The sequence below is a fragment of the Ruicaihuangia caeni genome (assembly GCF_029952955.1).
Classification (GTDB): Bacteria; Actinomycetota; Actinomycetes; order Actinomycetales; family Microbacteriaceae; genus Ruicaihuangia; species Ruicaihuangia caeni.
Genome location: NZ_JASATX010000001.1, coordinates 17,739 through 42,510, shown reverse-complemented (window position 1 = coordinate 42,510; position 24,772 = coordinate 17,739). Strand labels below are relative to the sequence as shown.

Genomic DNA, 24,772 nt, shown 5'->3' with positions numbered 1-24,772 from the left:
TCATCCCCTCCGTTCGAGCATGAGGGCGACCGCTTCGCTGAGCGTGGCGCCGTTCCCGGTGACGAGCGCGCGCCGCGCCCCTTGCATCTGCCTGCCCACTGCGTCGCCGCGCAACTGCCTTACGGCCTCGACGATGTGCCCCATGCCGCCCGCGAGATCGGACTGCCCGCAGCCCAGCTGCCCTCCATGGGGGTTCAGCGTCACATTGCCCTCGGGGCTCGTGTCGTTGCGTCGCAGCCACTCGGCGGCGGTCCCTCGCTCACAGAGCCCGGCGTCCTCAAGTGTGACGAGCACGACGATGGAATAGCAGTCGTAGAGCGACAGCACCTGCGCATCGGCCGCCCCGAATCCCGCCTGCTCCGACGCGCGGGCGATCGCCGTCGCGAGCGGCGAACGGTCGAAGCTCTCGGCGTGGCTCAGCGCCCTATGCGTGATGTATTCGCCCGCCCCCTGAAGCGCTACCGATGCACGCGGGTCGCGAGCGGCTCGTTCGGCGGTCGTCACGATGACCGCCGCTCCCCCGGCGCACGGCATCACGACTTCGAGCAGATGGAGCGGCGACGCCACCACCGGCGATTCGAGCACGTCCTCGACGGTGATGGGCCGGCCGTAGAACACCGCATCGCGGTTGCGCTGGGCGTTCTCCCTCGCGCGAACGGCGACGAGAGCGAGGTCTTCAGCGGTCGCCCCATGGTCGGCGAGGTAGCGCTGCGCGACCATGGCGTATGCCTGGTTCGCGCCGCTGGCGCCGTAGGGAACCTCGAATTCCCGGATCGGATTGCGGTTCGGCGACCGCAGCGAACGCTCCGGATCCCTCGTGTTGGCGAGCACGCAGAGCACGGTCTCCGCTTGACCGGCGGCGATGGCCGCGGCTGCGCGCCAGACCATGCCTGTGCCGGTCGCTCCGCCGAGATCGACGATGTCGGCGAACGTCGGCCTGAGACCGAGGTACTCGGCGACCGTGGCGGGCACGTGCTGCGGCGTCTCGCCCACGTGCGGTCCCACAATCAGTCCGTCGATGTCGGCGGGAGCGATACCCGCATCGTGAGCCGCCATGGCCGAGACTCGGCCGATGAGTTCCAGAGTGGTCGTACCGCTCGAGGTGCGCTTCGGCGGCAGTTCGGCCACTCCGGCCACCGCATAATCCGACCATCTCATGAGGCCACGGCCCGGATGTTCTCTAGGGGAGCCTGGCTCTCGAGCGATGAAGTGTCGCCGAGTTCAAGTCCCAGATACGCCTGGCGCACCAGGCGCCGTAGCACCTTGCCGCTGCGATTCCGAGGCAGATGATCGACGCAGTGCACCGCCTGGGGGAGCAAGGCCGGGCCGAAGTGCGTGACGATCCTCGCGGCGACCTCGTCGGCGACGTCCCGGTTCTGATCCACCGCGACGAAAAGCACGAGTGTCTCGCCCTTTACCGGATGAGGGATGCCGATCGCCGCGGACTCGTGAACTCCTTCGATCGCGTTCACGACGGCTTCGACCTCTGCCGGGCCGATTCTCTTGCCCGCGATCTTCAACGTGTCATCGCTGCGACCGAGGATGAACCAGCAGCCGCGGGAATCCGCGGCCACCCAGTCCCCGTGGTACCAGCGGCCGGGCCAGCGCGACCAGTAGGTGTCGTGAAATCTTTCGTGGTCGTTCCAGAACGTGAGCGGCATGCCCGGCGAAGTGTGGTCAAGCGAGAGCTCGCCCACCCCGCCGTAGATCGGAACCCCGTCCGAGTCGACGATGCACGCCCCCATGCCAGGCAGGGGACCTGCGAAGCCGCAGGCGACGATCGGCATCGCCACCGTGTTCGACAGGATCGCGCCCGAGACCTCGGTTCCACCGCTGTAGTTGATGATCGGCAGCCCCTCGCGCCCGACGCGCGAGAACAACCACTCCCACGCGTCTGGAGTCCAAGGCTCGCCGCTGCTCGCGAAAAGGCGGATCGAGGCGAGGTCCACCGACTCCGGGTCCTGCTCCACGCGCTGAAGCGCCCTGATCAGCGAAGGCGAAAGTCCGAGCAATGTGACGCCCGCCCCCGCGCACGCCCGCCACAGCACCCGCTCATCCGGAAAATCCGGGGTGCTGGGCAGGAGCGCCACGGCTGATCCCGCGAGGAGCCCGCCGAGGCTGAAGATCGGCCACATGATCCAGCCGGGGTCGGTCACCCACGCGAGCGTGTCGTCGTGGTGCGCGTCCAGGCTCAGCATCACATCGCTCGTGGCCTTCACCGCGAAGCCCGCATGGGTGAGCACCACGCCCTTGGGGACCCCCGTGGTTCCGGAGGTGAAGGCGATCAGAAGCGGATGCTCGGCGTCAAGACGCTCCGCCTCGAAAGGAGCGACCATGGGGAACGAGGCCCAGTCCGTGCCGCGCCGAGGCTTGGCGCTGTCTCCCAGCATCGGCACCGTTACGACATGCCGGACACCCGGGCATAGGGCGAGCAGCTCCTCCGTCGACGAGGCAAGATCGATCTCCCGCCCGCGGCGGCGATACCCGTCCGCCGTGATGTGGACGCTCACATCGGCAAAGTTCAGCCGAACCGCCACAGCATCCACTCCGAATCCGCTGAATACCGGCACCGCGATCGCGCCGAGCTTCGCGATCGCGAGACTCGCCACCAGAGCGGGGACGCTCATCGGCAATTGCATCGAGACCCTGTCGCCGACGCGCACTCCGAGCCCGCGGAGTCCGGCCGCGACGCGGTCGACTTCGGCCGCCAGGTGCTCGAAGTTCAAGGCGCCCGAGTCGCCCTCGCCGTCGTCCCATCGCACGGCGAGATCGGCACCCCGGCCGCGTCGGACCCAGCGTTCCACGGCGTTCTCGGCCAGGTTGAACTGGCCGCCGATGAACCAGCGCGTTCCTTCGGGGAGCGAGAGGTCGTCGGCGATCGCCGCGTAATCCCGCTGCCAGTCGAAGTCGAGCCACTCCGTCACCAGGTCCCAGAAGGCCGCGGGGCGCTCCGAGCCGAGCCGATCGAGTTCGGTCAGATCCCGGCATCCGGCGAGCCGCATGAGCTCGACGTGCCGGCTGCCGTCGACGAGATCGTCGGAGGGGTGCCACCGCACCGCGGTGGGCGCGCTCTCGTCACCATTCACGGACAAGCCTCTCGCCCTCCCTGATCGCGTCGTGCATCGTACGCGCCGCCACGGCGTCGCCGATCCGGGTGACACTCGGATGCTTGCCCTTCAAACCGAAATAGAGTCCTGTGTCGGGAACATGCCATCCCGCGAGCACGATGCTGTCGAAGGTCTCGGCTTTGTTCTTCCCGTGGTCGACAAGCGCCGCCGTGTTACCGTCGACCGAAGCGAGCGTCGTGAACGGACGCGCATCGATACCCGATCGAAGCAGCCTGCCGATGAGCTTGTGCTGCGTGTACGGGCCGAGCTTCGCCCCCACATATGGGTGGGGTGTGATGAGCGTCACGTCGTGGCCGGCCTCGTCCCAGCCGAACGCCGACGCTATGGCCTTCCAACCGCCCTCGCCGTCGTCGACAACGAGAATGCGCTTGCCCACCGAAGCACCGCGCTCGAGCACGTCGAGCACTGTCGTAACCGCGTCACCATCGAGCCCGGGTACTTCGTGATTGCCGAACGCAAGGTTTCCCACGACGATGCGCTTCGCAGTCGCTCCGGTCGCGATGACCACGCGATCCGCATCCTCCGCCAGAACGGACTCCACCGTCGCCGTCTCGCCCAGCCTCACTTCGACGCCGAGCTTGCGGATCTGATGGTCGAGGTAGTCGATCGCGGGACGGATATCTTCGCGGCCGGGCAGCGCGGCGGCGAACTGCAGCTGCCCGCCCGTGGTCTCGCGGTGGTCGACGATAGTCACTCGGTGCCCGCGTCGCGCCGCAATCTCGGCGGCCTTCATCCCGCCCGGCCCGGCTCCGACGACAAGGATCCGCTGACGCTCGGTGGCCGGCTTGAGAGTGCCGATCCCCATTGTTCGTTCGTAGCCGGCCGACGGGTTGATCGCGCACGTCACGTGATGACCTGCGGCGAGCTTGTCGAGGCATCCCTGGTTGATGGCGATGCACCAGTTGACGTCGTCAGCGCGCCCCTCTGCCAGCTTGTTCACGGTCTCGGGGTCGGCGATGTGCTGCCGCGTCATCGCGATCATGTCGACCGCACCCGACTCGATGATCCCGGTCGCTTCACGTGCATCGTTGAGACGCCCGACCGCGAACACCGGTACCGGGCCGGTGACCGCGCGAATGCCAACAGCCAGATCCAGCCAGAGACCCTTCGGATGCTGCATGTCAGGCACGTTCTGGCCCTCTGATGCATAGGTGCTCGCCTTTACCGTGAGGTAGTCGAGCTTGCTCGTGTCGGCGAAGAGCTTGGCGATCCTCCGGCCCTCGCCCTCGTCGATGCCGTCGGGGCTGAAGTCGGCTCCCTGCGTCTGCATCCCCACGACGTAGTCGGGACCCACAGCATCGCGCACCGCGTCGATGACTTGGAGCGGCAGTCGCATCCGGTTCTCGAAGCTTCCGCCGTACTCGTCCGTGCGGAAATTCATATAAGGAGACATGAAGCTCGAGAGCAGATATCCGCCGTAGCCGGAGTGGATCTCCACGCCGTCCATTCCGGCTTCCTTGATGCGGATAGCAGTTTCGGCGTGTCCCCGAACGACTTCCTCGATGTCCTCGAGCTCCATCTCCTTGGGCATCTCTTGATTGATCGGGCATGGTGCCGCTGACGGCGCCCACAGGGCGGTCTCCGTCCAGAGGCTCGTCTGCTGCCGACCCGAGTGGCCGAGCTGCACGAACATCTTCGCCCCGTGCTCGTGGACCGCATCGGCGATCCTGCGCAGGCCGGGAATCACGTCATCTGTGAACGCGTTCACATCGCTTCTTGAATTGCGAGATGTCGGATGGATGGACGGGAACGCCATGACTATCAGCGAGCAGCCGCCCTTGGCACGGTCACGGTAATAGGCAACGTGCTGCTCAGACGGAAGGTTGTCGACGCCGAAATCGGTGACGTGACCGGTCATCAGGATCCTGTTGCGCAGCGTCACCCGGTTGATAGTGAGCGGTCGGAGAAGCGGGGCGAACTCATTCATCGGTGGTCGCCTGCCGAGGGTGCTGAACAAGTTCGACGGTGTTGCCGTCAGGGTCGCGCAGGTACACGATCCACGTTCCTTCCCAGCCTCCGCTGGGGATGTACTGGGGATCGGAGACCGGTCGAGCTCCAGCTCGCGAGAGTCGTTCCAGAGCGCCCTCGATGTCGTCCGTGTTCACGGCTATGTGAGCACTGCCGACATCGTGGTGGCGCAGGTCGTTGGTCGCGACACCGTCATCGGGCCGCGCGTACTCGAGCAGTTCGAGGATCGCCCCGTCGCCCGTGTCCACGAAAGCGACCCTGAGCAGCGTGTCTGCGGTCGCCGTGACCTTCTCGATCCATTCACCGCTCGACTCCGAGATCGAGTCGGGCCTGGGGAAGCCGATCTGGTCGCAATAGAACTCGAGCGACCGCTCGATGCTCTTGACGGTCAATCCGAAGTGGTTGAGGGTGCTCATGCTGATGGGCCTCCTAGGCATTGGTGTGGAGATAGCCCGCTCGGGCTGAAGAGTTCGGCGATGCGCGAGGGCGGGGCTAAGACGCTTCACGTCGGTTCTTGAACCCCGCGGCGTCGCGCACCTCGAGAGTGTGTGCCACCAGCGTTTCCGCGAACGCCGGATCGTTGATGTGGGCATCGATCTCGATCACCTTGATCGATCTCGGCAAGGTCTTCGAAAGGCCGGTCAGGAATGCTGCGGTGGCGTTCGGGTCGAAGAACTCCCCGCCCTCCTTGTCGAGCTCCGAGACACCCTTGAGCGGCACGACGACCACCGTCGGCGCTGTCGCCGGCGCGAGGCGCTCGCCCATGGTCTTGCCCAGGAGCAAGTTCTCGGCGGGGGTCGTGCGAACCAGCGTCACGAGGTCGTTGTGCGGAAGAAGCTTGCGACCGCGATAGACATCCGGAACGGTGTCGAGCGGTCCGAAGTTGATCATGTCGATCGCGCCGGCGGAGACCACTTGCGGCACGCCGGCCTTCGCCGCGGTGCGGAGGCGCTCGGGACCGGCCGGGAACATGCCTCCGAAGAGCTCGTCCGCGAGTTCGGTCGTGCTGATGTCGAGCACGGTCGAGACGAGCGAATCGGCGATGAAGCGCTCGAGCGACTGCCCTCCCGCCCCGTTGGCATGCACGACGAACGCGTCGAGACCCTCCGCCTCGACGAGCCGGCGCGCCGCAGACACGCACGGGGTCGTGACGCCGAACATCGTCAGCCCCACTCGACTGCTCGCGTTCGCTCGCAAGTCGATCTGGTTGCTGTCGGCCGCTGCCACCGCCATCGATGCGAGGCGTGAGGCCATCGACTGCACCACTGCGCCGCTGCCTTCGATGTCCACGATGGGGTAAAGCATCACAACATCCGTCGCATTCATCATCGGCCGGGTGTTTCCGGCGACGACGGTCGACATAAGGAACTTCGGGATGCCGATGGGCACGACACGGGTGAGCATCGAGAACACGGTCGCCGCGTTCGATCCGCCGATGCAGACGACCGCGCCGACGGAACCTGTGCGGACGAGGCGCTCGGCCAGCGCAGCCGCTCCTTCGCCCATCGAGTGAACCGCGACGGCGCGCCCGACCCCGGCGAGCGAGGCGTGGTCGTATCCCGCCTCGCTCGCCACGGTCGCGGCGTCGTAGTCGAGCTCCGGAGCACCATGCGCGAACACGCTGGTGTCAATCGCGACCGGGGTTCCCCCGAGTCGCCTGATCTCGTCGAGCAGCAGTTCCAAGGGTTCTCGCTTTGCGTCGAAAGCACCCACCACGAGAATCGATGCCATGGTTCCGGCCTTTCCTCAGCGCTTCATCGAGATCGACTTGAAGCCGCTTACGGTCTCGGTGAGCGCTCGCTCCACGGGCAGACGCTCCATGGTCGATGCGCCGATGAACCCGTCGACGCCTGCTTCGTGGATCACGCGAGCCGCATCCGCGGGGGTCTCGATGGGCCCGCCGTGCGAGACGACGAGCACATCCGATCGCACCTCGCGAGCGGCATCGGCGATCTCCTTCGTGAGCCTCACCGACTCATCGAGCGACTTCGCCAGGCCCTCCGACGCACCGATCGACCCGCCCGTTGTCAATCCCATGTGGGCGACCACCACGTCGACGCCGGCATCGACCATCGACTGCGCTTCCTCGGGCGTGAAGCTGTATGACAACGTGAACATGCCTTGCTGATGCGCCGTCGCGATCATCTCCACCTCGCGGTCGTAGCCGAACCCGGTCTCCTCGAGGCTCCGTCGCCAGTGCCCATCGATGATGCCGTGCGAAGGGAAGTTGATCACGCCCGAGAACCCCGCCGCCTCGACCCCGCGCAGGAATCTCGACATCACGCGAGTGGGGTCGGTTCCGTTGACACCGGCGATAACTGGGATGTTCTTCACCACCGGTAGCACCTCGCGCTCCCCCATCTCCATGACGATGGCGTTCGCGTCGCCAATGGCGAGCAGACCGGCATTCGACCCGTGACCGCCCATCCGGTACTTGCCGGAGTTGTAGATGAGAATCAGGTCGGCCCCGCCGCGCTCGGCGAACTTCGCGGAGATTCCGGTGCCGGCGCCCGCACCGACGATGGGCGATCCGCTCTCGGCCGTCTTGCGCAGCCGGGAGAGCACTTCTTCACGGGTGTACATCAATTGCCTTTCTTGGCGAAGGGAAGGTCGGAGCGCGTGGCCGCGCGTCAGTCGATCATCAGCAGGCCGCCGTTGACGTGCACGGTCTGCCCGGTGATGTAGCTGCTGGCGGCAGCGGCGAGGAACACGCAGGCGCCGACGACGTCGTGTGCGAGCTGCATCCGGCCGACGGGGATGTACTTCTCGTACTCATAGATCAGCGCGCGGCGGTCTTCGTGCATCTTGGTGTCGACGACACCGGGGGCGATGGCGTTGACCCGGACGCCCGAGGTCGCGCCGTCTTGCGCAGCGGATCGGGTCAGCGCCTGCAAGGCGGCCTTCGAAGCGCAATAGTCGGGTCCGCCGCCGTCCTGGTTGAACGCCGACGCGCGGGACGACCACGAACTGCCCATGTTGATGATGCTTCCGCTGCCCTGATCGATCATCGCCTTGAGCGCCTCGCGCATGATGCGCATCGGAGCGCGCAGGTTGATTCCCATCACCCGGTCCCACTGGTCGTCGCCCATGTCAGGGAAGTCGGCGGTGCTGAGGATCCCCGCGTTGTTGACAAGGATGTCGACACCGCCGAGCTCACGGGCCGCCTCGATGATGCGGGCCGGCGCGTCGTCCGCGGTCACGTCGAGCGAGATGGTGCCGATGATGCCGCCCTGGCTCTCCAGGCTCGCCCGCGCTTCCTCCACACCGTCCTTGTTGAGGTCGACGAGAAGCACCTTGGCGCCGTGCTCCATCAGGCCCCGCGCCATTTCGTATCCCATGCCGCGCGCGCTTCCGGTGACGATTGCGGTCTTTCCTGTGAGATCGAACATTCCCTTGTAAGTGGTCGGAATCTCGTGCATCTTGCTGTCTCCGTTCAGATCGGTTAACTGGTCATTAGTGATGGCAGCGTCATCGTCGTCGACGCGGCCCCAGGGTGTAGCTCATGAGGAGTGCCACCACGAGCAGGGCCCCTTGGACGAAGCTTTGCGCGTAGTAGGGGAAGTTGAACATCGTCAGCCCGTTGATCAGCGTCGCGACGAAGACCGCGCCGACCAAGGTTCCGACCGCATTGGGCTTGTTGGCTCCGAGCACGGCGTAGCCCACGAGCGCCGCCGAGATCGCCTGCAGGAGGTAGGCATCGCCGACCGCCACGTCGCCTCGCCCGAGTCTGGCGACAAGTAGAACTCCGCCGATCGACGCAAGCAGACCGGAGATGACGTAGGCAAGCACGCGATAACGGCGCACCCGGATGCCGACTGCTTCCGCCGCAACCGGGTTTCCCCCCACGGCGTACAACGCGCGACCCCACCGGGTGAAGTTGAGCAGAACAACCACGAGACCGAAGACCACCGCCGACACGATCACGCTCGCGGGGATGCCCAGGAATCGGCCTGAACCGAGCCACTCGAACACCTCGGTGAAGACGCCCGGCGCGGGCTTTCCGTCGATTGTCATTCCAACGGCGACCGACTGCCCGTTGACCCACCATAGGGTCACGCCGTTGACGAGGAACATCGCTGCGAGAGTCGCCACGAGGTCGGGAATTCTCGCGATGACGATCAAGAAGGCATTGAGTAGGCCTACGCCGACGCCGGCCAGCAGCGCGAACAGAATCGCCGTCGTTCCCGTCATCGCGAACTTGACCATTGTTGTCGCGGCGACCATCACCGACAGGCTCACGGTCGCACCCACCGATAGGTCGAAGCCGCCGACAGTCATCGAGACCGTCGCGCCGAGCCCAACGATCGCGACCACGGCCGATGCCTGCAGAATGAACAGGAAATTGTCGACCGTGCGGAACGCGGGTTGGGTGACGGCGAAGAAAACGATCATGAGCACCAGCACAAGCACGAGCCCGTACTTGAACGTGAACGCGGCGAGTTTGGGCCCGATGGCAGGTCGACGGTGTTCGTCGCCTGGCAGAGGCGCCGATGCTGTTGGGACGTCGGCGGGTGCGGTGGTCGTCATGATTGCGGAGCTCCTGACGTTGTGGTTCTTTGCACTTCGCTCATCGCGTCGGCGAGTGCTTCTGAATTCATCTCGAAGGCCGGTGAATCGCTGACGATGCGCCCATCGACCATGACGAGAACTCGATCTGCGACTTCCAGCACCTCTTCGGGATCTGAGCTCGCGACAATCACGGCCGCGCGCTCGGAGTATTCATGGAGTTCTGTGGCGATCACGGCCCGTGCGCCGATATCGACGCCGCGGAAGGGTTCATCGAGGATCACCAGGCTCTGTTGTTCAACCAGCCACCGGCCGACGAGAGCCTTCTGCTGGTTGCCGCCCGATAGCGTCTCTATCGCGGCATCAGGGCCCGCAGCCTTGACCGCGAACTTGGCGATCACCTGCTCGGCGAACGATCGTTCGCGTGCCCGATCCATGAAGCCAAGCCGACTCACCTTGCCCATGCGGCCGATTGAGAGATGCCGCGACACGGACTCATCGGGGAAGATGGCCTGCACGGCCCGCTCTTCAGGCATCATTACGACGCCCTTCGCGATTGCGTCGGCGACGGATTTCGGCTTGTACTCCGAACCATTCAGAGTGATCACGCCGCTCTCCAGCGGGCGGGTCCCGGCCAGTTGCTCGAGTAGTTCGGTCTTACCGGCTCCGACCAGTCCAGTCACGCCCAGTACCTCGCCGCGTCGCACTTCAAGGTCAAAGGGTGCAGTCTCCTTGCCGGAACGGACGCCTCGCAGCCGCATGACCACGTCCCCCGGGGCGTGCTGCCTGCCTGCGCCCAGCGATGTCGACGCCAGATCGCCGAGGATTGACTGGGTGACCGCTCTAAGATCCAGGGGCTGCTGGTGTTCGGACACGACTGAACCGTTGCGCAGGACAACAGCACGATGGCACAGCTCTTCGATCTCACTCATCCGGTGCGAGACATAGAGCACGGAGATGCCCCGGTACTGCAGGTCGCGCACCGCGCCGAAAAGCAGCTCGGCCTCTCTGGATGAGAGGGTCGAGGTCGGCTCGTCGAGGATCAACAGATTGGGGCTCTTCGCCAATGCGCGGCCAATGGACACCTGCTGCCGATCGCTCGCGGAGAGCTGTTCGACTGGTAGGTCGAGTGGCAGTTCCAGCTCGAGTTCTTCGAGCAGAGCACGAGCCCTGCGGCGAATCTTCCGGTAGGTGAGGAACGGGTTCGGTTGGAACAACCCCAACGTGTCCAGCATCAGGTTCTCGGCCACAGTCATGCCGAAGACAACACCATCGTCGATGTTCTGGTGGACCGTGACGATACCGAGTTGTTGCGCCTGATTCGGGGAGGTGAACTCGCGACCTTCTCCCTGCACGCTCACAGTGCCGGATGTCGCCGGCTGCAAACCCGACAGGATCTTGATGAGAGTGGATTTTCCAGCGCCGTTCGCTCCGAGGAGTCCGAGAGTCTCGCCCTTGCGGATATCGAAGGACACGCTTCTCAGCGCGACCGTCGCACCGAAACGCTTGCTCAGCTGGGAGATCTCAACGAACGGCGCGGTCCGGGAGGACTCGGCAGCGCCGAGCCCTCCCGGAGTGTGATGCTGAATCACTTCGCCATCCACGGCGCGCGCATCAGGTCAGGCGTGAAGAGGTCAGGCACCTCCGCGATGAGCTGGTCCATGTTCTGGATCGAGGCCGCTCGCAGCTGATCCTGCGTGATGATCGCCGGTGGGATCGAGAGCACGTTTCCGTCGACCTGATCTGCGATCTTCAGCGCCATGGTCCGCATCGACACTTGTCCGACGTTGACGTGGTCGGTCGTGCCGGTGACTACCCAGGGGCTGCCGTCCTTCGTCATCACGGCGATGTCCGCCGTCGAGATGTCGATCCCGTACACCTTCACCTTGTCCTGAAGGCCAAGCTCCTCAACCGCGAGGACAGCGCCCTTCGCGAACTCATCCCACGGCGCGACGATGGCAGTGACGTTGGGATTCGCGGTCAACGCCGCCTTCGCCTGATCGGCTGTCTCTGCTGCCGTGTTGCTGCTGACTACTCCTATCTGCGCAACCTGGTTCAGCCCGCTGTGCTCTGACAGGAACGACTGGTACTCGACGTCGCGGTTGTCGAGAGCCTGGTAGCCCGGGACATAGCAGTAGATGATGTCGGCATCCTCACCGGTGTGATCTAGCATCTGAGCGAGGATCTCTTTCATCATGAGGTCATCGCCCTGGTCCATCGCCAGCACATTTTCTGAGGGCTCCACCTGCACGTAGTACGAGACGACCGGAATCCCCGCGTCTTCGGCAAGCTTCAGTCCAGGTGCGAGGCTGTCTCCGAAGCCCCAGCCGATCAGGATGCCGTCTGGCTTCGACGCGACCGCTTGCTCCATATACAGGGCTTGTTTCGCGTTGTCGCCATCAGCGTTGTAGACGTCGAGCTTGATGCCGAGTTCGTCGGCCTGCTGCTGCACACCATCGATCCAGTCTTGGTAGACATCGCCGACGTTGAGTTGCCGAACGACCGCGACGGTCACCTCGCCGTCCGAGAAGGGAGCCGGCACTTCCTCGGTGGCCGAAGACGAGACAGTGGCCTGAACGCGCTCGTTCGTAGCCGGGTCCCCAGTGTCGTCTGGGGCGGGCGCAGCAGGAGCTTGAGAGCATCCTGCAAGTACCGTAGTGACCGCCAAGATGGTCGCGCCAAGCGCAAGCCTGCTTCGCATCAATAGCCTCCTTGCTATTCCGGTGTTCGCTGTGCACGGGGCGCCGTCGCACCGGCGCTTTCGATAATGGCAAATCGACATCGAGCCTCCGATGGCTGGAGGACAAGAACCTCACCCGTTGTTTGGGGAATCCACAAGGCCCCCGATGCAGCTTCCCCGCTACATTCAGGAATTCGGCGGGCGGAACAAGGTGAGGATGCTGGTGGCTACGAGCTTTGGATCCCAATCGCTGCGCCGGTCACGCGGCGGCGGGCGCGGGGTTGTGGTCGTGAGCGCGGTAGTCGCGGTTCTGGCTGGCGCCATCCTCGCGGTTCAGGTCCGCGTGAATGGCGCATTGGGAGCAGCGCTCGGAGACGCACTGGTGGCCTCCGCGATATCGTTCGCGGTGGGTCTTCTCGGCGCGGCGGCGGTCGTCGTCGGCAGCCGGAAGGCACGCCGTGGCTTCCGGCTCCTGCATCATGCGATTGCGACACGGCGCGTACGTTGGTGGGAGTTGCTCGGCGGCTTGTCTGGCGTGCTGTACATCTTCTCGCAGGGACTGACGGGAGCGTCCCTGGGTGCCGCACTGTTCACTGTGGGAGTAGTCGCAGGCCAGACACTGAGCAGCCTGATAGTCGACCGTCTGGGTTGGGGCCCGGCAGGGCCGATCACCATGACTCCGACACGACTCATCGCGGCTGCACTTGGGCTCGCGGCGGGACTGCAGGCGGTGGTCGGCGGCCTGGCTTTCGCTGACAATCTCTTACTTCTTGCGTTTCCTTTCGCAGCAGGCCTCAGCCTCGCCTGGCAACAGGCGGTGAACAGCACCGTCGCAGTCGTCTCCGAGGAGCCACTCGGCATCACCCTGATCAACTTCGCACTCGGCGCGGTGTTACTTGCTCCGGCCGTGCTACTGCTGCCCTCTTCGCGTCAGGCACTGTCAGGCGCATGGCCGTCTGAAGTATGGATCTACTCCGGGGGCCTCTTCGGCGTGGCCTTTGTCGTGCTGGCGACCGTGATAGTCGCGAGGTCTGGTGTGCTGGTGTTCGGGCTGGCCTCGATCGGAGGGCAGCTTGCGGTCTCGGTGGCCCTTGACCTGTTGTTCCCCACCGGTCGCCCTTTCCAGTGGACATACTTGCTGGCAGTGGTGACGGCCTTCTCGGCCGCTGCAATCGCACTCCCCTGGCGCCAACGCACCCGCTCCTCGACGTGAGCGACGCTGCGCTCTTCCCAACACTCGTCGCCATGGCTGCGGTGCTCGTCTCGGCAGTGCTCCACGGAATCTCTGGCACTGGTTTCGCGCTGGTCGCAGTTCCCGCCTTCGTGATTCTGTACGGCGCACACGACGGCATCCGCATCGGGCTCGCGCTCGGTCTGATGGTCTCGGCGTTCGCGCTCGTGTCCACGATCCGCATGGTCGAGTGGGCTCGCGCTCTGACACTTCTCGCGCCGGCGCTCGTGCTCATCCCCGCCGGAGCCTGGATCGTCTCGAGGCTCGACTCTCGATTGCTCACCTTAATCACCGGGGTTCTTGTGATCGTGCTAGTGCTCTTTGCCCTGAGAGTTTCTGCAACTTCCGACCGTGGCGGGAGCCGCTACCGATGGCCGATAGCGCTGGCGGTCGGAGCCGGGGCAGCGCTGGTGCATGTGACCAGCGCCCTTTCTGCGCCTCTTCTCGCCGCACATGCCATCCACATCAGCTGGCCGCCGAAGGCGTTCGCCGCCACGGCGCAAGTGACCTTCATCGGCTACAACATCCTGTCGCTAGCATTCCTGCAAGTGGACGGAGGAAATCTCAGCACAGCTGGTCTGCTCCTCCTCCCCCTCGCAGCGGGTCTAGCAATCGGCATGACCGTCCGCTTCAGGTTGAGCGACCGAGTGGCTATCTTCGTTCTGAGCGTCGTCGCCATGGCTGGGGGCGTCGCCGCAATCATCAAAGTTGCGCTGATCTGATCCTCAACACACTGCAGCCTCCGGGCGTGCCGCTCTCAAGACGGTGTGTACGAGAGCACCGGTGCGCTCATGAGCAGGATGCGCTCGTCCGCGGCGTCGGAGTGCAGCTCCACAGTGCGGGTCGGATCACCTCCGCTCGCGATGAACTTCGGGGGCGAGTGGCACTGGGAGATCCTGGTGACCGCGAGCGTCATCACGACCGTGCCGATGATCATCCTCTTCTTCATCGGTCAGCGGAGCTTCGTCGAGGGCATCGCGACGACCGGCAGCAAGGGCTGAGGCGCGCGACGGGGGCCGCGATCAGAACGGTGTGAACGACAGCGCGGGGGCTCTGAGCAGCACGATGGTCTTGTTCTCGGGATCGGAATCGAGTTGCACAGTGCGCGTCGGCTCGCTCAGATCCGCGATCAACTCGGGCTCGCTCGGGTCGATGCGGTACGCGGTTCCACCGGTGTTCAAAGGCTCCTCCACCCCGACACCAGCGGCACGCACCTGGTCCACGCTCGACCCGACCGCGAGGCCCGCCGCAGTCTGGATCGAGATGCCGCCCACCTTTTCAGCACGCACTTCGACGGCGGCGGGCAAGAAGTAGTCGCTGCGCGACATCTCGCCGAGTCTCGCGATGGACAGTGAGAATGCGTCCCAGGTGTACACATCGAAGTCGGCGAAGTGCGTGCCGTCGCCGGGCTGGAACGACTGGCTGGAGCGCATCCCGAACACCTCGTCCAGTTCAGTGACGATGTCGCCTGGATCGTCCGCCCATGCGAACTCGATCGTCGATCGACCACCGCTGTCGAGCACGGAGAATCCCTCTGCCTCGATCACGATCGTCGCTGGCACAGCGGATGCCGGCGATGCAGTGCCAGTTGCCGGAGAGCCGGTCGGAGCGCTCGTCGGAGTGACCGGAACCGCCTGGGCGCACCCGACGAGTGCGAGCAGGAGCAGCAGGGCGGGTAACGGCACGAAGCGCTTCACGCTCAAGTTCTAGCGGCCTGGCTCTGCGATCCGCAAGAGCGCCGCAGCGCAGACTTCTTCGGCGAGGAGCCATGTCGCCGCGGCCCCTACACTGGAGTCGCCGCGCGGAAGTGGTGAAATTGGCAGACACGCAGGATTTAGGTTCCTGTGCTCTCGGGCGTGCGGGTTCAAGTCCCGCCTTCCGCACGAAGCGAGTCCGGCACCTTCAGGTGTCGGACTTGATTCGTTCAGAGGGCGTCGCGCGAATTCGCCCTGCGGGTGGGCCCCTGCCGCCGGAGGCTCCGCACGACGCGAAGCGGCGTGTGGAGAAGCGGTAGGGACAAGTCCCGCCTTCCGCACGAAGCGAGTCCGGCACCTTCAGGTGTCGGACTTGATTCGTTCAGAGGGCGTCGCGCGAATTCGCCCTGCGGGTGGGCCCCTGCCGCTCGAGGCTCCCCAGCCGGGGTCTTGGTCAGCGTCCGCGCCACCTGCGGACATCCGCGCCAGGTACACATGGCGCGAACGTGAATAGCTGGCGCGAACGCAAGCTTGACGAGCGAATCGACGTGACTACCAAGATCCGGCTGTCGCAGCAGCGCAACTCCGCGGGAGTGGCCGCCACCGCGTGGCACGGCGCCCGCACGCGATTTGGGGGTGGATTCCCCGCTTAGAAGCTCGATCCCGCCAGTACGCTTGTCTCACCCGAAGCAGTTCACCCCGAACCGTTTTCACGACCCGCTCGATGACGGAGGTCATGCATGCCCATCATGGCGTCCGGCCTCTTCGACATCGAAGGTCTGCTGCACGGTGCGGGACCATGGGCGCTCGCCGTGGTCTGCGCGATCATCTTCGTCGAGTCGGGGCTGCTCGTCGGGTTCCTGCTGCCCGGTGACACGCTGCTGATCATCACCGGCGTGCTGCTGTACCAGGGATTCATCGACGTACCCGTGTGGCTCGCCTGCCTGTTGATCTTCGTCAGCGCGTTCCTCGGTGACCAACTGGGGTACTACATCGGCGTGAAGAGCGGGCCCGCGATATTCGAGAAACGCGCGACCGGCTTCTTCAGCCGGGCGAGCATCGAACGCACTGATCGGTTCTTCACGAAGTATGGCGGCTTGGCCGTGACCATTGCACGCTTCATCGGCGTCGTGCGCACGCTGACACCGGTCGCGGCTGGGGTCGGCCGCATGCACTACGGGCGGTTCGTGGCCTACAACGCGCTCGGCGGTCTCGTGTGGGGGGCGGGGCTCACCTTCACCGGCTGGGCGGTCGCCCACATCCCCGCCGTGCGCGACTTCGTGACGCAGTACCTCGAGTTCGTGCTGCTCGGGGTCATCGCGCTCACCCTCGCCATCATCGGCACGCATTGGGTGCGCATGCGACTGGCGATCCGTCGAGAGCGGTCGTCGAATGCCGGGCACACGAGCCCAGGCCAGCCGAACCCAGGCCAGCCGAACTCCGCGGAGCAGCATGCAGAGGGCGCACGGGCGGTCGAGCCGTCGGCCGTGTCACTCGACCTCAGCGCGCCGCATCCGCACCGCTAGGTCCGCTGACCCAGATCGCACCGACAGCGTCTTCGCCGAGATCGACCGGCTGCGAAGCCGAGCCTCGATCGTCGGATGCCGCGTGCACCCGCACCGTGAACGCCCCGCCGAACGGCACGCGTCCTTCGACCTCGAGCTCGGCGCCAACGACGATGCCGCGCGCCTCGAGGTGGCGGAGCAGCGCAGGATCGCGATCGCTCACCCGGCAGACCACCCCGCGAGTGCCGCTCCCGGCATCCGCCAACGGCATCGCGCGGGGCGGCGCCAACGTTCCGTCGGCCGCGGGGATCGGATCGCCGTGGGGGTCGACCGACGGCCGGCCGAGCTTCTCGTCGATCGCGTCAAGCAGCCGGTCGCTGATGGCGTGCTCGAGCACCTCGGCCTCGTCGTGCACCTCGTGCCAGCCATAGCCGAGCTCGCGCACCAGCCAGGTCTCGACCAGCCGGTGCCGGCGCACCATCGCGAGCGCGCGCTGCCGCCCCGCCTCGGTGAGCGTGATCGCCCCGTACCGCTGATGCGTCACGAGGCCCAGTGCTGCCAGCTTCTTCACCATCTCGGTCACCGACGATGCCGCGAGCCCCAGGCGGGCGGCGAGTTGCGACGGTGTGATCGGGTCTGGCTGCCACTCGGTATGCGCGTAGATGACCTTGACGTAGTCCTCGATCGCGGTCGTCACGCCGCCACCACCTCTCTCCGGCTGCGGATCCAGTTCACCACGACGCCGCCGCGCGGACCGAATAGATAGGCGAGCAGGAACGCCGCCGACTGGGTCAGCACGACGGCGCCGCCAGCAGAGGCGTCGAGGTAGTAGCTCAAGTAGAGGCCGGCCACTGCGCACACCACGGTGATCGCCATGCTGAGCCACAGCATCCGGTCGAAGCGCTTGGTGAGCAAGTACGCCGTGACGCCCGGGGTGATCAGCATGGCGACGACGAGCAGGATGCCGACAGCCTGCAGCGCGACCACGACGGTCAGCGCAAGCAGTCCGAGCAGCAGCATCGATAGCCACCGTGTGTTGATGCCGATGGCGTCGGCGTGCGCCCGGTCGAAGGCGTACAGGGTGAGATCGCGGCGCTTCAGGAGCAGCAGCGAGACCGCGATCGCCCCGCTGCCGAGCACCTGCCAGATATCGGCGTCGCTCACTCCGAGCACGTTGCCGAACAGGATGTGCCCGAGATCCGTTTGGCTCGGCGTCTTCGAGATGATGACGAGACCGAGCGCGAACAGCGCCGTGAAGACCACGCCGATCGCGGCATCCGACTTGATGCGGGTGGTCGCGCGCACCCCGCCGATGAGCGCGACCGCGCCCGCTCCGAAGATGAACGCGCCGACGGCGAATGGCCAGCCGAGAATGTAGCTGATCGCCACTCCCGGCAGCACCGCGTGGGAGACCGCATCGCCCATCAGCGCCCACCCGATCTGCACGAGCCACACGCTGAGGATCGCGCAGGTGAGCGCGGCGACCACGGTGACGAGCAGCGCGCGGGCCATGAACGCGAATTGCAGCGGCTCGATCAGCCACGAGATCCACTCGGTCACGCCGACTCCAACCCGAATACGAGTGCCAGCCGCTCCGGGCTCAGCGCCTCACTCGGCTCGCCGCGGAAGAGCACGCGGTTCTTCAGCAGCACCACGTCGTCGCACAGCTCCGGCACGCCGGCGAGGTCATGGGTCGAGATGAGGATGCTGCACCCCTCGTCTCGGAGTTCCCGCAACAGCGCGGAGATCGTCGCCTCCGAGGCCTTGTCGACGCCGGCGAACGGCTCGTCGAGCAGCAGCAGGCGAGCCCCTTGAGCGATCGCCCGCGCCACGAAGACGCGCTTGCGCTGACCACCGCTCAGCTCGCCGATCTGGCGGGAGGCGAGCTCGGTGAGACCCACCCGGTCGAGTGCCTCGCCCACCGCTGCCCGATCACGCCCATGCGGCCGTCGGGTGAGGCCGAGTCGGCCGTAGCGGCCCGTCATCACCACCTCGCGCACCGAGATGGGGAAGTCCCAGTCGACGTTCTCCGACTGCGGCATGTAGGCGACGAGCCCTCTGCTGCGCGCTTCCTTGGGCGCAGCGCCGAAGAGCCGAACCGAACCCGCAGTGGTCTTGACCGTGCCCATGATCGCGCCGAAGAACGAGCTCTTGCCCGAGCCGTTCATGCCGAGCAGCCCAGTGATCGTGGCCGAATCGAGCGTCAGGTCGACGCCCTGCAGGGCTTGCACCGTGCCGTAGCGAACGGCGACTCCGCGTGCTTCGAGCGTCTGCGCGGATGCTGCCGAGTCCACGTGGTGGTCCGCAGCGGTGGGCGTCATCGTGCCCCACCCCCGAGACCCTCCGCGATGAGTGCAACGTCGTAGCGGAGCAGGTCGAGATAGGTGGGCACCGGCCCGTCTGCCTCGCTGAGCGAGTCGACGTAGAGCAACCCGGCGAATGCCGCGCCGGATTCGCGCGCCACTTGCTGCTGGGAGGCGGGGTTCACCGTGGTCTCGCAGAACACCGCCGGCACCTGTCTCTCCCGCACCGTCTCGATCGCCTGCTTGATCTGCTGGGGTGTGCCTTGCGTGTCGCTGTTCACCGGCCAGAGGTAGGCCTCGTCGAGACCGAGGTCGCGCGCGAGGTAGCTGAACGCGCCTTCACAGGTCACCAGCATCCGGTGGTCAGCGGGAATCGATTCGACTGTTGAGGCGAGGTCATCGGCGATCGCTTGCAACTCGGCCTTGTACGCGATCGCGTTCCGCTCGAACTCCTGCGCGTGCTCGGGCAGCAGCTCGGCGAGTGCGGCCGCGACGTTGTCGACATATGACTGTCCGGCGATGGGTGACATCCAGGCGTGCGGGTTGGGCAGTCCTTCATAGTCGCCGGCCTTGATGGCGATCGGCTCGACCCCGTCGCTCAGCACCGCGTGCGGCACATCGAGTCGGTCGACGAACGACTCGAACCAGCGCTCGAGCCCGAGCCCGTTGTCAAGGATGAGCGAAGCGGATGCCGCGGCGCGAAGGTCTGAAGGCGTGGGCTCGTAGCCGTGGATCTCGGCTCCGACTTTCGTGATGGAGGCCACCTCGATGCGATCGCCGCCGACGACGCGAGCCATATCGGCGATGACTGTGAACGTCGTGAGCACGGTCGGACGTCCGGTCTCGCCGGTGCCGGGCGCCGCAGCGTCGGTGCTCGAAGTGGTGCAGCCCCCGAGGGCCAGAGCCACCACCAGTGCCCCGGCTACGGCACTCAGCGCCGCGTGCAAACGCGGCCGGTCGCTTCGGTTAGGCGTGTGTCTGAGTTTCGGCACACCGAAATCTTAGCGCCATGCGTTCATGCGCCGACAAAGATTCTTCTCAAGGGTGCGGCTGGTGACTGCCGTGCGTCGCGTGCTCGATCGGCTCCAGCTGGATGGTGGAGTGGTCGACGTCGAAGTGATCGCGCAAGCAGTCGTCGAACTCACGGAGCATCGCCCCCGCGCGCCCCTCGGCGAAGACCTCGGCCTCGACCACCACGTGGGCAGAGAACACGGGGGAACCAGACGTGATCGACCACACGTGCACGTCGTGCACATCGACGACCCCGTCCACTCCGCCCAGGTGCTCGCGGATCGTCGCCACGCTGATATCCGCCGGCACGCTCTGCGCCAGCACGCGGAAAACGTCTCGAAGCAGCACGAACGCCCTGGGGGCGATGAGCAGTGCGATGGCGACGGATGCCGCAGCATCCGCCTTCGTGAAGCCGGTCGTCACGATGACGATCGAGGCGGCGATCGCGAGCACCGAGCCGATGAGGTCGCCGAGCACTTCCAGGTAGGCGCCACGCATGTTGATCGAGCTGTCTCGTCGATCATGGAGCACCAGGAGCGCCGCGACGTTTGCTGCGAGGCCTGCCGCGGCCACCACGAGCATGGCGGTGCCCGCGACCTCGGGCGGCTCCTCCGCCACCAACCGTCGCACCCCCTCGATGCCGACGGCGAGCGCTACCACCGCCAGGATGCTGCCGTTGATGAGCGCGCCGAACACTTCGGCACGCTGGTAGCCGAAGGTCTGTCGGTCGTTCGCCGGCCGAGCGGCGATGACGGTCGCGATGAGCGCGATCGTCAGGCCGAGCGAGTCGGAGAACATGTGCCCGGCATCGCCGAGCAGTGCGAGTGACCCGCTGAGCACCGCGCCGACGATCTCGACGACGAGGAACACCACGATGATCGCGAGCGCGATCGCCAGCCGTCGCCGGTTGGAGTGCGTGTGCTCGTGGGTCATCTCTCCAGGCTACCCAGCGGGGAAGCGCAACGATTCAGGGCACCGGGGCTCGACAGCGCGCACGTTTCGATCGCCTCTGCAGGGCGCGCGGGTCGGTCATGCCGCGGCGGTTGCCTCCTCGCGGGTGATGGCTATCCGAGACGCTCGCGCACCATCGGCATGATCGCGGCGAACGCGCGCGTTCGGTGGCTCACAGCGTTCTTCTCTTCCGGAGTCATCTCTGCCGACGACACGTCGCTGCCGTCCGGCTGGAACACCGGGTCGTACCCGAACCCGTGCTCCCCCGCCGGCGCGTCGAGCACCCGGCCGGGCCAGATGCCGAGCTCCACGTGTTCGAACTCGCCGTCGACGAACGCGGCTGCGCATACGAACTGAGCCGAGCGGTCCGCCGCCCCCTCGAGGTTCCGCAGCAGCAGTTCGTAGTTGTCGCGGTCGTCGCGGGTGCCTGCGTACCGGGCCGATTGGATGCCGGGGGCGCCGCCAAGCGCGTCTACCGCGATTCCGCTGTCGTCGGCGAGAGCGGGAAGCCCCGTGTGCTTCGCCGCCGCGCGCGCCTTGATGAGCGCGTTCTCTGCGAAGGTCGCGCCGTCCTCGACTGGTTCGGGGCCCTCGTAGCCGACCAACTCGTGCATGCCGAGTCGATCACCGAGAATGCGGCGCAGTTCGGCCACCTTGTGCGCGTTATGCGTGGCCAGCACGATCCTCGTGCCCGGCCGACGGGCGTCCGCTGCCGCTTCGATCCGCTCTTCGTTCGCCATCGCGCCTCTAGCTCTCGAGCGCTTCGCGCTGCAGACGCGTGAGCTCGGTGGTGCCGGCGAGCGCGAGGTCGAGCAGCGAATCGAGCTCGGTCCGATCGAACGGCACACCCTCGGCGGTGCCCTGCACCTCGATGAACTTGCCGCTCCCGGTGGCGACGACGTTCATATCGGTGCCCGCGCCGACATCCTCCACATACGCGAGGTCGAGCATCGGCACCCCGCCGATGATGCCGACGCTGACAGCGGCGACGCTGTCGGTCAACGGTGTGGCCTTCGCGGGGATGTGCTTCTTGCCGCGGGCCCACTCGACAGCATCCGCGAGCGCGATGTACGCACCCGTGACCGCGGCGGTACGAGTGCCCCCGTCGGCCTGCAACACGTCGCAGTCGATGACGATGGTGTTCTCACCGAGCGCCTTCGTATCGATCACGCCTCGCAGTGAACGGCCGATGAGCCTCGAGATCTCGTGGGTGCGACCACCGACGCGGCCCTTGATCGACTCGCGGTCGGAGCGCGAGTTCGTCGCACGGGGCAGCATCGAGTACTCGGCGGTGACCCAGCCCTTGCCCTGGCCGGTGAGCCAGCGGGGTACCCCCGGGGTGAACGACGCGGTGCACAACACCTTCGTGTCGCCGAACGACACGAGGCAACTGCCTTCGGCCTGCTTGCTCCAGCCGCGGTCGAATGCAACCGGGCGCAGTTGGTCGGCGGTGCGGCCATCGGTACGGATCATGTGCTCGCTCTCTCTTCAGGGGATGCCGAGTCGGTTCGTGAGGTTGCGGCTGGCGCGCTGCCCGAGGCCGACGCGCGCTCCGCGATCGGCACCGCGCCCGTCTCGAAGGTCTCGACCCGGTTGACCTCCGGTCCGAGGAAGCGGTGCGCAAGACGGAGGAAGTGCTCTTTGTCAGCACCGGTCGCCTCGAACAAGTGGCGAGGCGGTGTCTGGTCGCGGCGCAGCATCCCGTGCCTGACGAGCACGCGGTAGACGTCGAACGCCGTCTCTTCAGCGCTCGACACCAGCGCGACTCCGCGCCCCATCACGTACTGCAGCGCGGCGGCCATGAGCGGGTAGTGCGTGCACCCGAGCACGAGCGTGTCGATATCCGACGACTTCAGCGGCGCCAGATACTCCTCGGCCACTTGGAAGAGCTCTTCGCCGCTCGTGATGCCGCTCTCGACGAACTCGACGAAGCGGGGGCATGCCTGCGTCAGCACCTGCAGATCGGGGTCGGCGATGAAGGCGTCTTCGTAGGCGCCCGAGCGGATGGTGCCCTCGGTGCCGATGACCCCGATGCGCTTGTTGCGGGTCTTTCGCACCGCAGCGCGCACCGCCGGCTGGATGACCTCGACGACGGGAATGCCGTGCCCCTGCGTGAACCGTTCGCGGGCATCGCGGAACATCGCAGCGGATGCCGTATTGCACGCGATCACGAGCAGCTTCACGCCCGCGTCGACCATGTCGTCGAGCACCTCGAGCGCATAGCGTCGAACATCTGCAATGGGCTTGGGGCCGTAGGGCGAATGCGCGGTGTCGCCGACGTAGAGGATGCGCTCGTTGGGCAGCTGGTCGAGGATCGCCCGGGCCACGGTGAGTCCGCCGACACCGCTGTCGAAGACTCCGATCGGCGCGTCGCTCACAGGGGTCAAGCCTAGTCGCCGCTCCAAGGCGGCAGTGCTGCGGTCGGTAGGCTGACCCCCATGAGCACGGCCCTGCTGACCGACCGGTACGAACTCACCATGCTCGATGCGGCGCTTCGCAGCGGCCACGCCGAACGGCGGTGCATGTTCGAGACGTTCGCGCGGCGGCTCCCCCAGGGCAGGCGCTACGGCGTCTTCGCAGGCGGTGGGCGGCTTCTCGACGCGATCGAGCAGTTCCGCTTCGGCGACGAGGAACTCGAGTGGCTTCGCCAGGAGCGGGTGGTGCACGACGACACGCTCGAGTGGCTCGCGAACTACCGCTTCTCCGGCAGCATCCGCGCGTACCGCGAGGGCGAGGTGTACTTCCCCGGATCGCCGGTGCTCGAGGTCGAGGCGAGTTTCGCCGAGGGCGTGCTGCTCGAGACGCTGATTCTGAGCGTGCTCAATTACGACACGGCGATTGCGACCGCCGCAGCTCGGATGGTGTCCGCAGCGGCCGGTCGCCCCCTGGCAGAAATGGGGTCGCGTCGAGTGGGCGAGCGCAGCGCCGTCGCTGCCGCGCGCGCGGCATATATCGCCGGCTTCGGCGCCACCAGCAACCTCGAGGCGGGGAGGAGCTGGGGCGTGCCCACCATGGGCACCGCCGCGCACTCGTTCACGCTGCTGTACGACAGCGAGCGCGAGGCGTTCTCAGCGCAGCTCGACGCCATGGGCGCCGGCACGACGCTGCTGGTCGACACCTTCGATGTCGCACGCGCCATCGACCTCGCCGTGGAGCTCGCCGGACCGGAGCTCGGCGCGGTGCGTCTGGATTCGGGCGACCTGCCAGTGCTCGTGCACGAGGTGCGTCGCCAGCTCGACTCGCTCGGAGCGACTGGCACCCACATCACGGTGACGAACGATCTGGACGAGTACGCGATCTCGACGCTCGCCGCGGCGCCGGTCGACTCGTACGGCGTCGGCACCTCGCTCGTGACCGGCTCAGGCTCGCCCGCGGCCGGAATGGTCTACAAGCTCGTGGCGCACACCGACGGAGACGGCTGGGTGCCGGTGGGCAAGCGCTCCGCCGGTAAGGCGAGCGTGGCCGGCCGCAAAGATGCGGTGCGTGAGCTGTCGAGCGGGCGGGCGCGGGCCGAGATCGTCCACGTCGAGTCGGATCCCGAGGCATCCGTTGGTCGGCTGCTGCAGGTGCCGCTCGTGGTCGACGGCGAGATCGACGAGCAGTGGCGGGGGCCCGCCGGGGTGCAAGCGGCCCGTGAGCACCGCGCGATGGCGGTTGCTGAACTCCCCCGCGACGCGTTTCGCCTGAGCCAGGGCGACCCGGCCATCCCCACCGTCTACCGCTGAGCTCCGATCGCCGCCGACCGCCGACCGCTGACAGCCGACCGCTGCTGATCGGCGTCTGCCTCTGGCTGCT

General features: G+C 66.3%; 24 protein-coding genes and 1 tRNA gene. 6 read left to right on the top strand and 19 right to left on the bottom strand.

Annotation, left to right across the window (positions count from 1 at the left end):
- The 10 genes from QF206_RS00200 to QF206_RS00155 form a co-directional block, all read right to left on the bottom strand.
- Positions 1-1,158, bottom strand: coding sequence for a thiolase family protein (locus QF206_RS00200; protein ID WP_281487187.1), 1,158 nt, complete (start codon positions 1,156-1,158; stop codon positions 1-3).
- The gene (locus tag QF206_RS00195; protein ID WP_281488089.1) at positions 1,155-3,086 is read right to left on the bottom strand and encodes an AMP-binding protein; all 1,932 of its coding nucleotides are present in this window, start codon (positions 3,084-3,086) and stop codon (positions 1,155-1,157) included. Before QF206_RS00195 ends, QF206_RS00200 begins: the two co-directional genes overlap by 4 nt.
- The gene (locus tag QF206_RS00190; RefSeq protein ID WP_281487186.1) at positions 3,076-5,055 is read right to left on the bottom strand and encodes an oxidoreductase; all 1,980 of its coding nucleotides are present in this window, start codon (positions 5,053-5,055) and stop codon (positions 3,076-3,078) included. The genes QF206_RS00195 and QF206_RS00190 overlap by 11 nt, the downstream gene beginning before the upstream one ends.
- On the bottom strand, positions 5,048-5,512 hold the full coding sequence (locus tag QF206_RS00185; protein WP_281487185.1) for a VOC family protein: 465 nt from the start codon (positions 5,510-5,512) through the stop codon (positions 5,048-5,050). Before QF206_RS00185 ends, QF206_RS00190 begins: the two co-directional genes overlap by 8 nt.
- A gap of 76 nt (positions 5,513-5,588) precedes the next feature.
- Positions 5,589-6,827 carry a Tm-1-like ATP-binding domain-containing protein gene (locus tag QF206_RS00180; RefSeq protein ID WP_281487184.1) on the bottom strand — a complete coding sequence of 413 codons (1,239 nt, stop codon included), beginning with the start codon at positions 6,825-6,827 and terminating at the stop codon, positions 5,589-5,591.
- Between the two features lie 15 nt (positions 6,828-6,842).
- A complete protein-coding gene (locus QF206_RS00175) occupies positions 6,843-7,679 on the bottom strand; it encodes a phosphoenolpyruvate hydrolase family protein (RefSeq protein WP_281487183.1) in 837 nt (278 codons plus the stop codon).
- Between the two features lie 47 nt (positions 7,680-7,726).
- On the bottom strand, positions 7,727-8,515 hold the full coding sequence (locus QF206_RS00170) for an SDR family NAD(P)-dependent oxidoreductase (RefSeq protein ID WP_281487182.1): 789 nt from the start codon (positions 8,513-8,515) through the stop codon (positions 7,727-7,729).
- Positions 8,516-8,564: 49 nt separating this feature from the next.
- Complete coding sequence (locus QF206_RS00165; RefSeq protein ID WP_281487181.1) at positions 8,565-9,623, bottom strand: ABC transporter permease; 1,059 nt, start codon at positions 9,621-9,623, stop codon at positions 8,565-8,567.
- Positions 9,620-11,206: a sugar ABC transporter ATP-binding protein gene (locus QF206_RS00160; RefSeq protein WP_281487180.1), complete on the bottom strand. Its 1,587-nt coding sequence runs from the start codon at positions 11,204-11,206 to the stop codon at positions 9,620-9,622. The genes QF206_RS00165 and QF206_RS00160 overlap by 4 nt, the downstream gene beginning before the upstream one ends.
- Positions 11,191-12,144 carry a substrate-binding domain-containing protein gene (locus QF206_RS00155; protein ID WP_281487179.1) on the bottom strand — a complete coding sequence of 318 codons (954 nt, stop codon included), beginning with the start codon at positions 12,142-12,144 and terminating at the stop codon, positions 11,191-11,193. Before QF206_RS00155 ends, QF206_RS00160 begins: the two co-directional genes overlap by 16 nt.
- Positions 12,145-12,394: 250 nt before the next feature.
- On the opposite strand from QF206_RS00155, the gene QF206_RS00150 reads away from it, so the two are divergent.
- The 3 genes from QF206_RS00150 to QF206_RS00140 are packed head-to-tail and all read left to right on the top strand — an operon-like array spanning position 12,395 to position 14,514.
- Positions 12,395-13,495, top strand: coding sequence for a DMT family transporter (locus tag QF206_RS00150; RefSeq protein ID WP_340309579.1), 1,101 nt, complete (start codon positions 12,395-12,397; stop codon positions 13,493-13,495).
- Positions 13,492-14,235: a sulfite exporter TauE/SafE family protein gene (locus QF206_RS00145; RefSeq protein WP_281487178.1), complete on the top strand. Its 744-nt coding sequence runs from the start codon at positions 13,492-13,494 to the stop codon at positions 14,233-14,235. Before QF206_RS00150 ends, QF206_RS00145 begins: the two co-directional genes overlap by 4 nt.
- Before the next feature lie 45 nt (positions 14,236-14,280).
- Positions 14,281-14,514, top strand: a complete 234-nt coding sequence (locus tag QF206_RS00140) for a hypothetical protein (protein WP_281487177.1) — start codon at positions 14,281-14,283, stop codon at positions 14,512-14,514.
- 21 nt (positions 14,515-14,535) lie between these two features.
- Here the strand turns inward: QF206_RS00140 and QF206_RS00135 are convergent, their stop codons facing one another.
- Positions 14,536-15,198: a hypothetical protein gene (locus QF206_RS00135; protein WP_281487176.1), complete on the bottom strand. Its 663-nt coding sequence runs from the start codon at positions 15,196-15,198 to the stop codon at positions 14,536-14,538.
- A 116-nt stretch (positions 15,199-15,314) separates the two neighbouring features.
- On the opposite strand from QF206_RS00135, the gene QF206_RS00130 reads away from it, so the two are divergent.
- Positions 15,315-15,396 (top strand) — tRNA-Leu (locus QF206_RS00130).
- A gap of 551 nt (positions 15,397-15,947) precedes the next feature.
- On the top strand, positions 15,948-16,733 hold the full coding sequence (locus tag QF206_RS00125; RefSeq protein WP_281487175.1) for a DedA family protein: 786 nt from the start codon (positions 15,948-15,950) through the stop codon (positions 16,731-16,733).
- On the opposite strand, the gene QF206_RS00120 is transcribed toward QF206_RS00125, so the two are convergent.
- From QF206_RS00120 to murI, 8 genes are all read right to left on the bottom strand, one after another.
- Entirely contained in the window at positions 16,708-17,409 is a 702-nt protein-coding gene (locus QF206_RS00120) for a metal-dependent transcriptional regulator (RefSeq protein WP_281487174.1), read from the bottom strand. The genes QF206_RS00125 and QF206_RS00120 overlap by 26 nt on opposite strands.
- Positions 17,406-18,224 (bottom strand): metal ABC transporter permease, encoded by an 819-nt coding sequence (locus tag QF206_RS00115; RefSeq protein ID WP_281488087.1) that lies wholly within the window; start codon positions 18,222-18,224, stop codon positions 17,406-17,408. Before QF206_RS00115 ends, QF206_RS00120 begins: the two co-directional genes overlap by 4 nt.
- Positions 18,225-18,268: 44 nt before the next feature.
- On the bottom strand, positions 18,269-19,033 hold the full coding sequence (locus tag QF206_RS00110; RefSeq protein ID WP_281487173.1) for a metal ABC transporter ATP-binding protein: 765 nt from the start codon (positions 19,031-19,033) through the stop codon (positions 18,269-18,271).
- Entirely contained in the window at positions 19,030-19,929 is a 900-nt protein-coding gene (locus QF206_RS00105; RefSeq protein ID WP_422785351.1) for a metal ABC transporter substrate-binding protein, read from the bottom strand. Before QF206_RS00105 ends, QF206_RS00110 begins: the two co-directional genes overlap by 4 nt.
- A 124-nt stretch (positions 19,930-20,053) precedes the next feature.
- Positions 20,054-20,959, bottom strand: a complete 906-nt coding sequence (locus QF206_RS00100) for a cation diffusion facilitator family transporter (protein WP_281487172.1) — start codon at positions 20,957-20,959, stop codon at positions 20,054-20,056.
- A gap of 131 nt (positions 20,960-21,090) precedes the next feature.
- Positions 21,091-21,717: an RdgB/HAM1 family non-canonical purine NTP pyrophosphatase gene (rdgB, locus tag QF206_RS00095; protein WP_281487171.1), complete on the bottom strand. Its 627-nt coding sequence runs from the start codon at positions 21,715-21,717 to the stop codon at positions 21,091-21,093.
- 7 nt (positions 21,718-21,724) lie between these two features.
- On the bottom strand, positions 21,725-22,450 hold the full coding sequence (gene rph / locus QF206_RS00090) for a ribonuclease PH (RefSeq protein WP_281487170.1): 726 nt from the start codon (positions 22,448-22,450) through the stop codon (positions 21,725-21,727).
- Entirely contained in the window at positions 22,447-23,355 is a 909-nt protein-coding gene (gene murI / locus QF206_RS00085; RefSeq protein ID WP_281487169.1) for a glutamate racemase, read from the bottom strand. Before murI ends, rph begins: the two co-directional genes overlap by 4 nt.
- A 60-nt stretch (positions 23,356-23,415) precedes the next feature.
- Here murI and QF206_RS00080 point away from each other — a divergent pair, with 60 nt between their 5' ends.
- Positions 23,416-24,702 (top strand): nicotinate phosphoribosyltransferase, encoded by a 1,287-nt coding sequence (locus QF206_RS00080; RefSeq protein ID WP_281487168.1) that lies wholly within the window; start codon positions 23,416-23,418, stop codon positions 24,700-24,702.
- Positions 24,703-24,772: the final 70 nt, after the last annotated feature.

What these genes read in the sequence shown, in the direction of transcription:
- QF206_RS00200 (WP_281487187.1), bottom strand. Translation starts at nt 1,158, where the DNA reads ATGAGATGGTCGGATTATGCGGTGGCCGGAGTGGCCGAACTGCCGCCG.
- QF206_RS00190 (WP_281487186.1), bottom strand. Translation starts at nt 5,055, where the DNA reads ATGAATGAGTTCGCCCCGCTTCTCCGACCGCTCACTATCAACCGGGTG.
- QF206_RS00185 (WP_281487185.1), bottom strand. Translation starts at nt 5,512, where the DNA reads ATGAGCACCCTCAACCACTTCGGATTGACCGTCAAGAGCATCGAGCGG.
- QF206_RS00180 (WP_281487184.1), bottom strand. Translation starts at nt 6,827, where the DNA reads ATGGCATCGATTCTCGTGGTGGGTGCTTTCGACGCAAAGCGAGAACCC.
- QF206_RS00175 (WP_281487183.1), bottom strand. Translation starts at nt 7,679, where the DNA reads ATGTACACCCGTGAAGAAGTGCTCTCCCGGCTGCGCAAGACGGCCGAG.
- QF206_RS00170 (WP_281487182.1), bottom strand. Translation starts at nt 8,515, where the DNA reads ATGCACGAGATTCCGACCACTTACAAGGGAATGTTCGATCTCACAGGA.
- QF206_RS00165 (WP_281487181.1), bottom strand. Translation starts at nt 9,623, where the DNA reads ATGACGACCACCGCACCCGCCGACGTCCCAACAGCATCGGCGCCTCTG.
- QF206_RS00150 (WP_340309579.1), top strand. Translation starts at nt 12,395, where the DNA reads ATGGCTGGAGGACAAGAACCTCACCCGTTGTTTGGGGAATCCACAAGG.
- QF206_RS00125 (WP_281487175.1), top strand. Translation starts at nt 15,948, where the DNA reads ATGCCCATCATGGCGTCCGGCCTCTTCGACATCGAAGGTCTGCTGCAC.
- QF206_RS00115 (WP_281488087.1), bottom strand. Translation starts at nt 18,224, where the DNA reads ATGGCCCGCGCGCTGCTCGTCACCGTGGTCGCCGCGCTCACCTGCGCG.
- QF206_RS00110 (WP_281487173.1), bottom strand. Translation starts at nt 19,033, where the DNA reads ATGACGCCCACCGCTGCGGACCACCACGTGGACTCGGCAGCATCCGCG.
- QF206_RS00100 (WP_281487172.1), bottom strand. Translation starts at nt 20,959, where the DNA reads ATGACCCACGAGCACACGCACTCCAACCGGCGACGGCTGGCGATCGCG.
- rdgB (WP_281487171.1), bottom strand. Translation starts at nt 21,717, where the DNA reads ATGGCGAACGAAGAGCGGATCGAAGCGGCAGCGGACGCCCGTCGGCCG.
- rph (WP_281487170.1), bottom strand. Translation starts at nt 22,450, where the DNA reads ATGATCCGTACCGATGGCCGCACCGCCGACCAACTGCGCCCGGTTGCA.
- QF206_RS00080 (WP_281487168.1), top strand. Translation starts at nt 23,416, where the DNA reads ATGAGCACGGCCCTGCTGACCGACCGGTACGAACTCACCATGCTCGAT.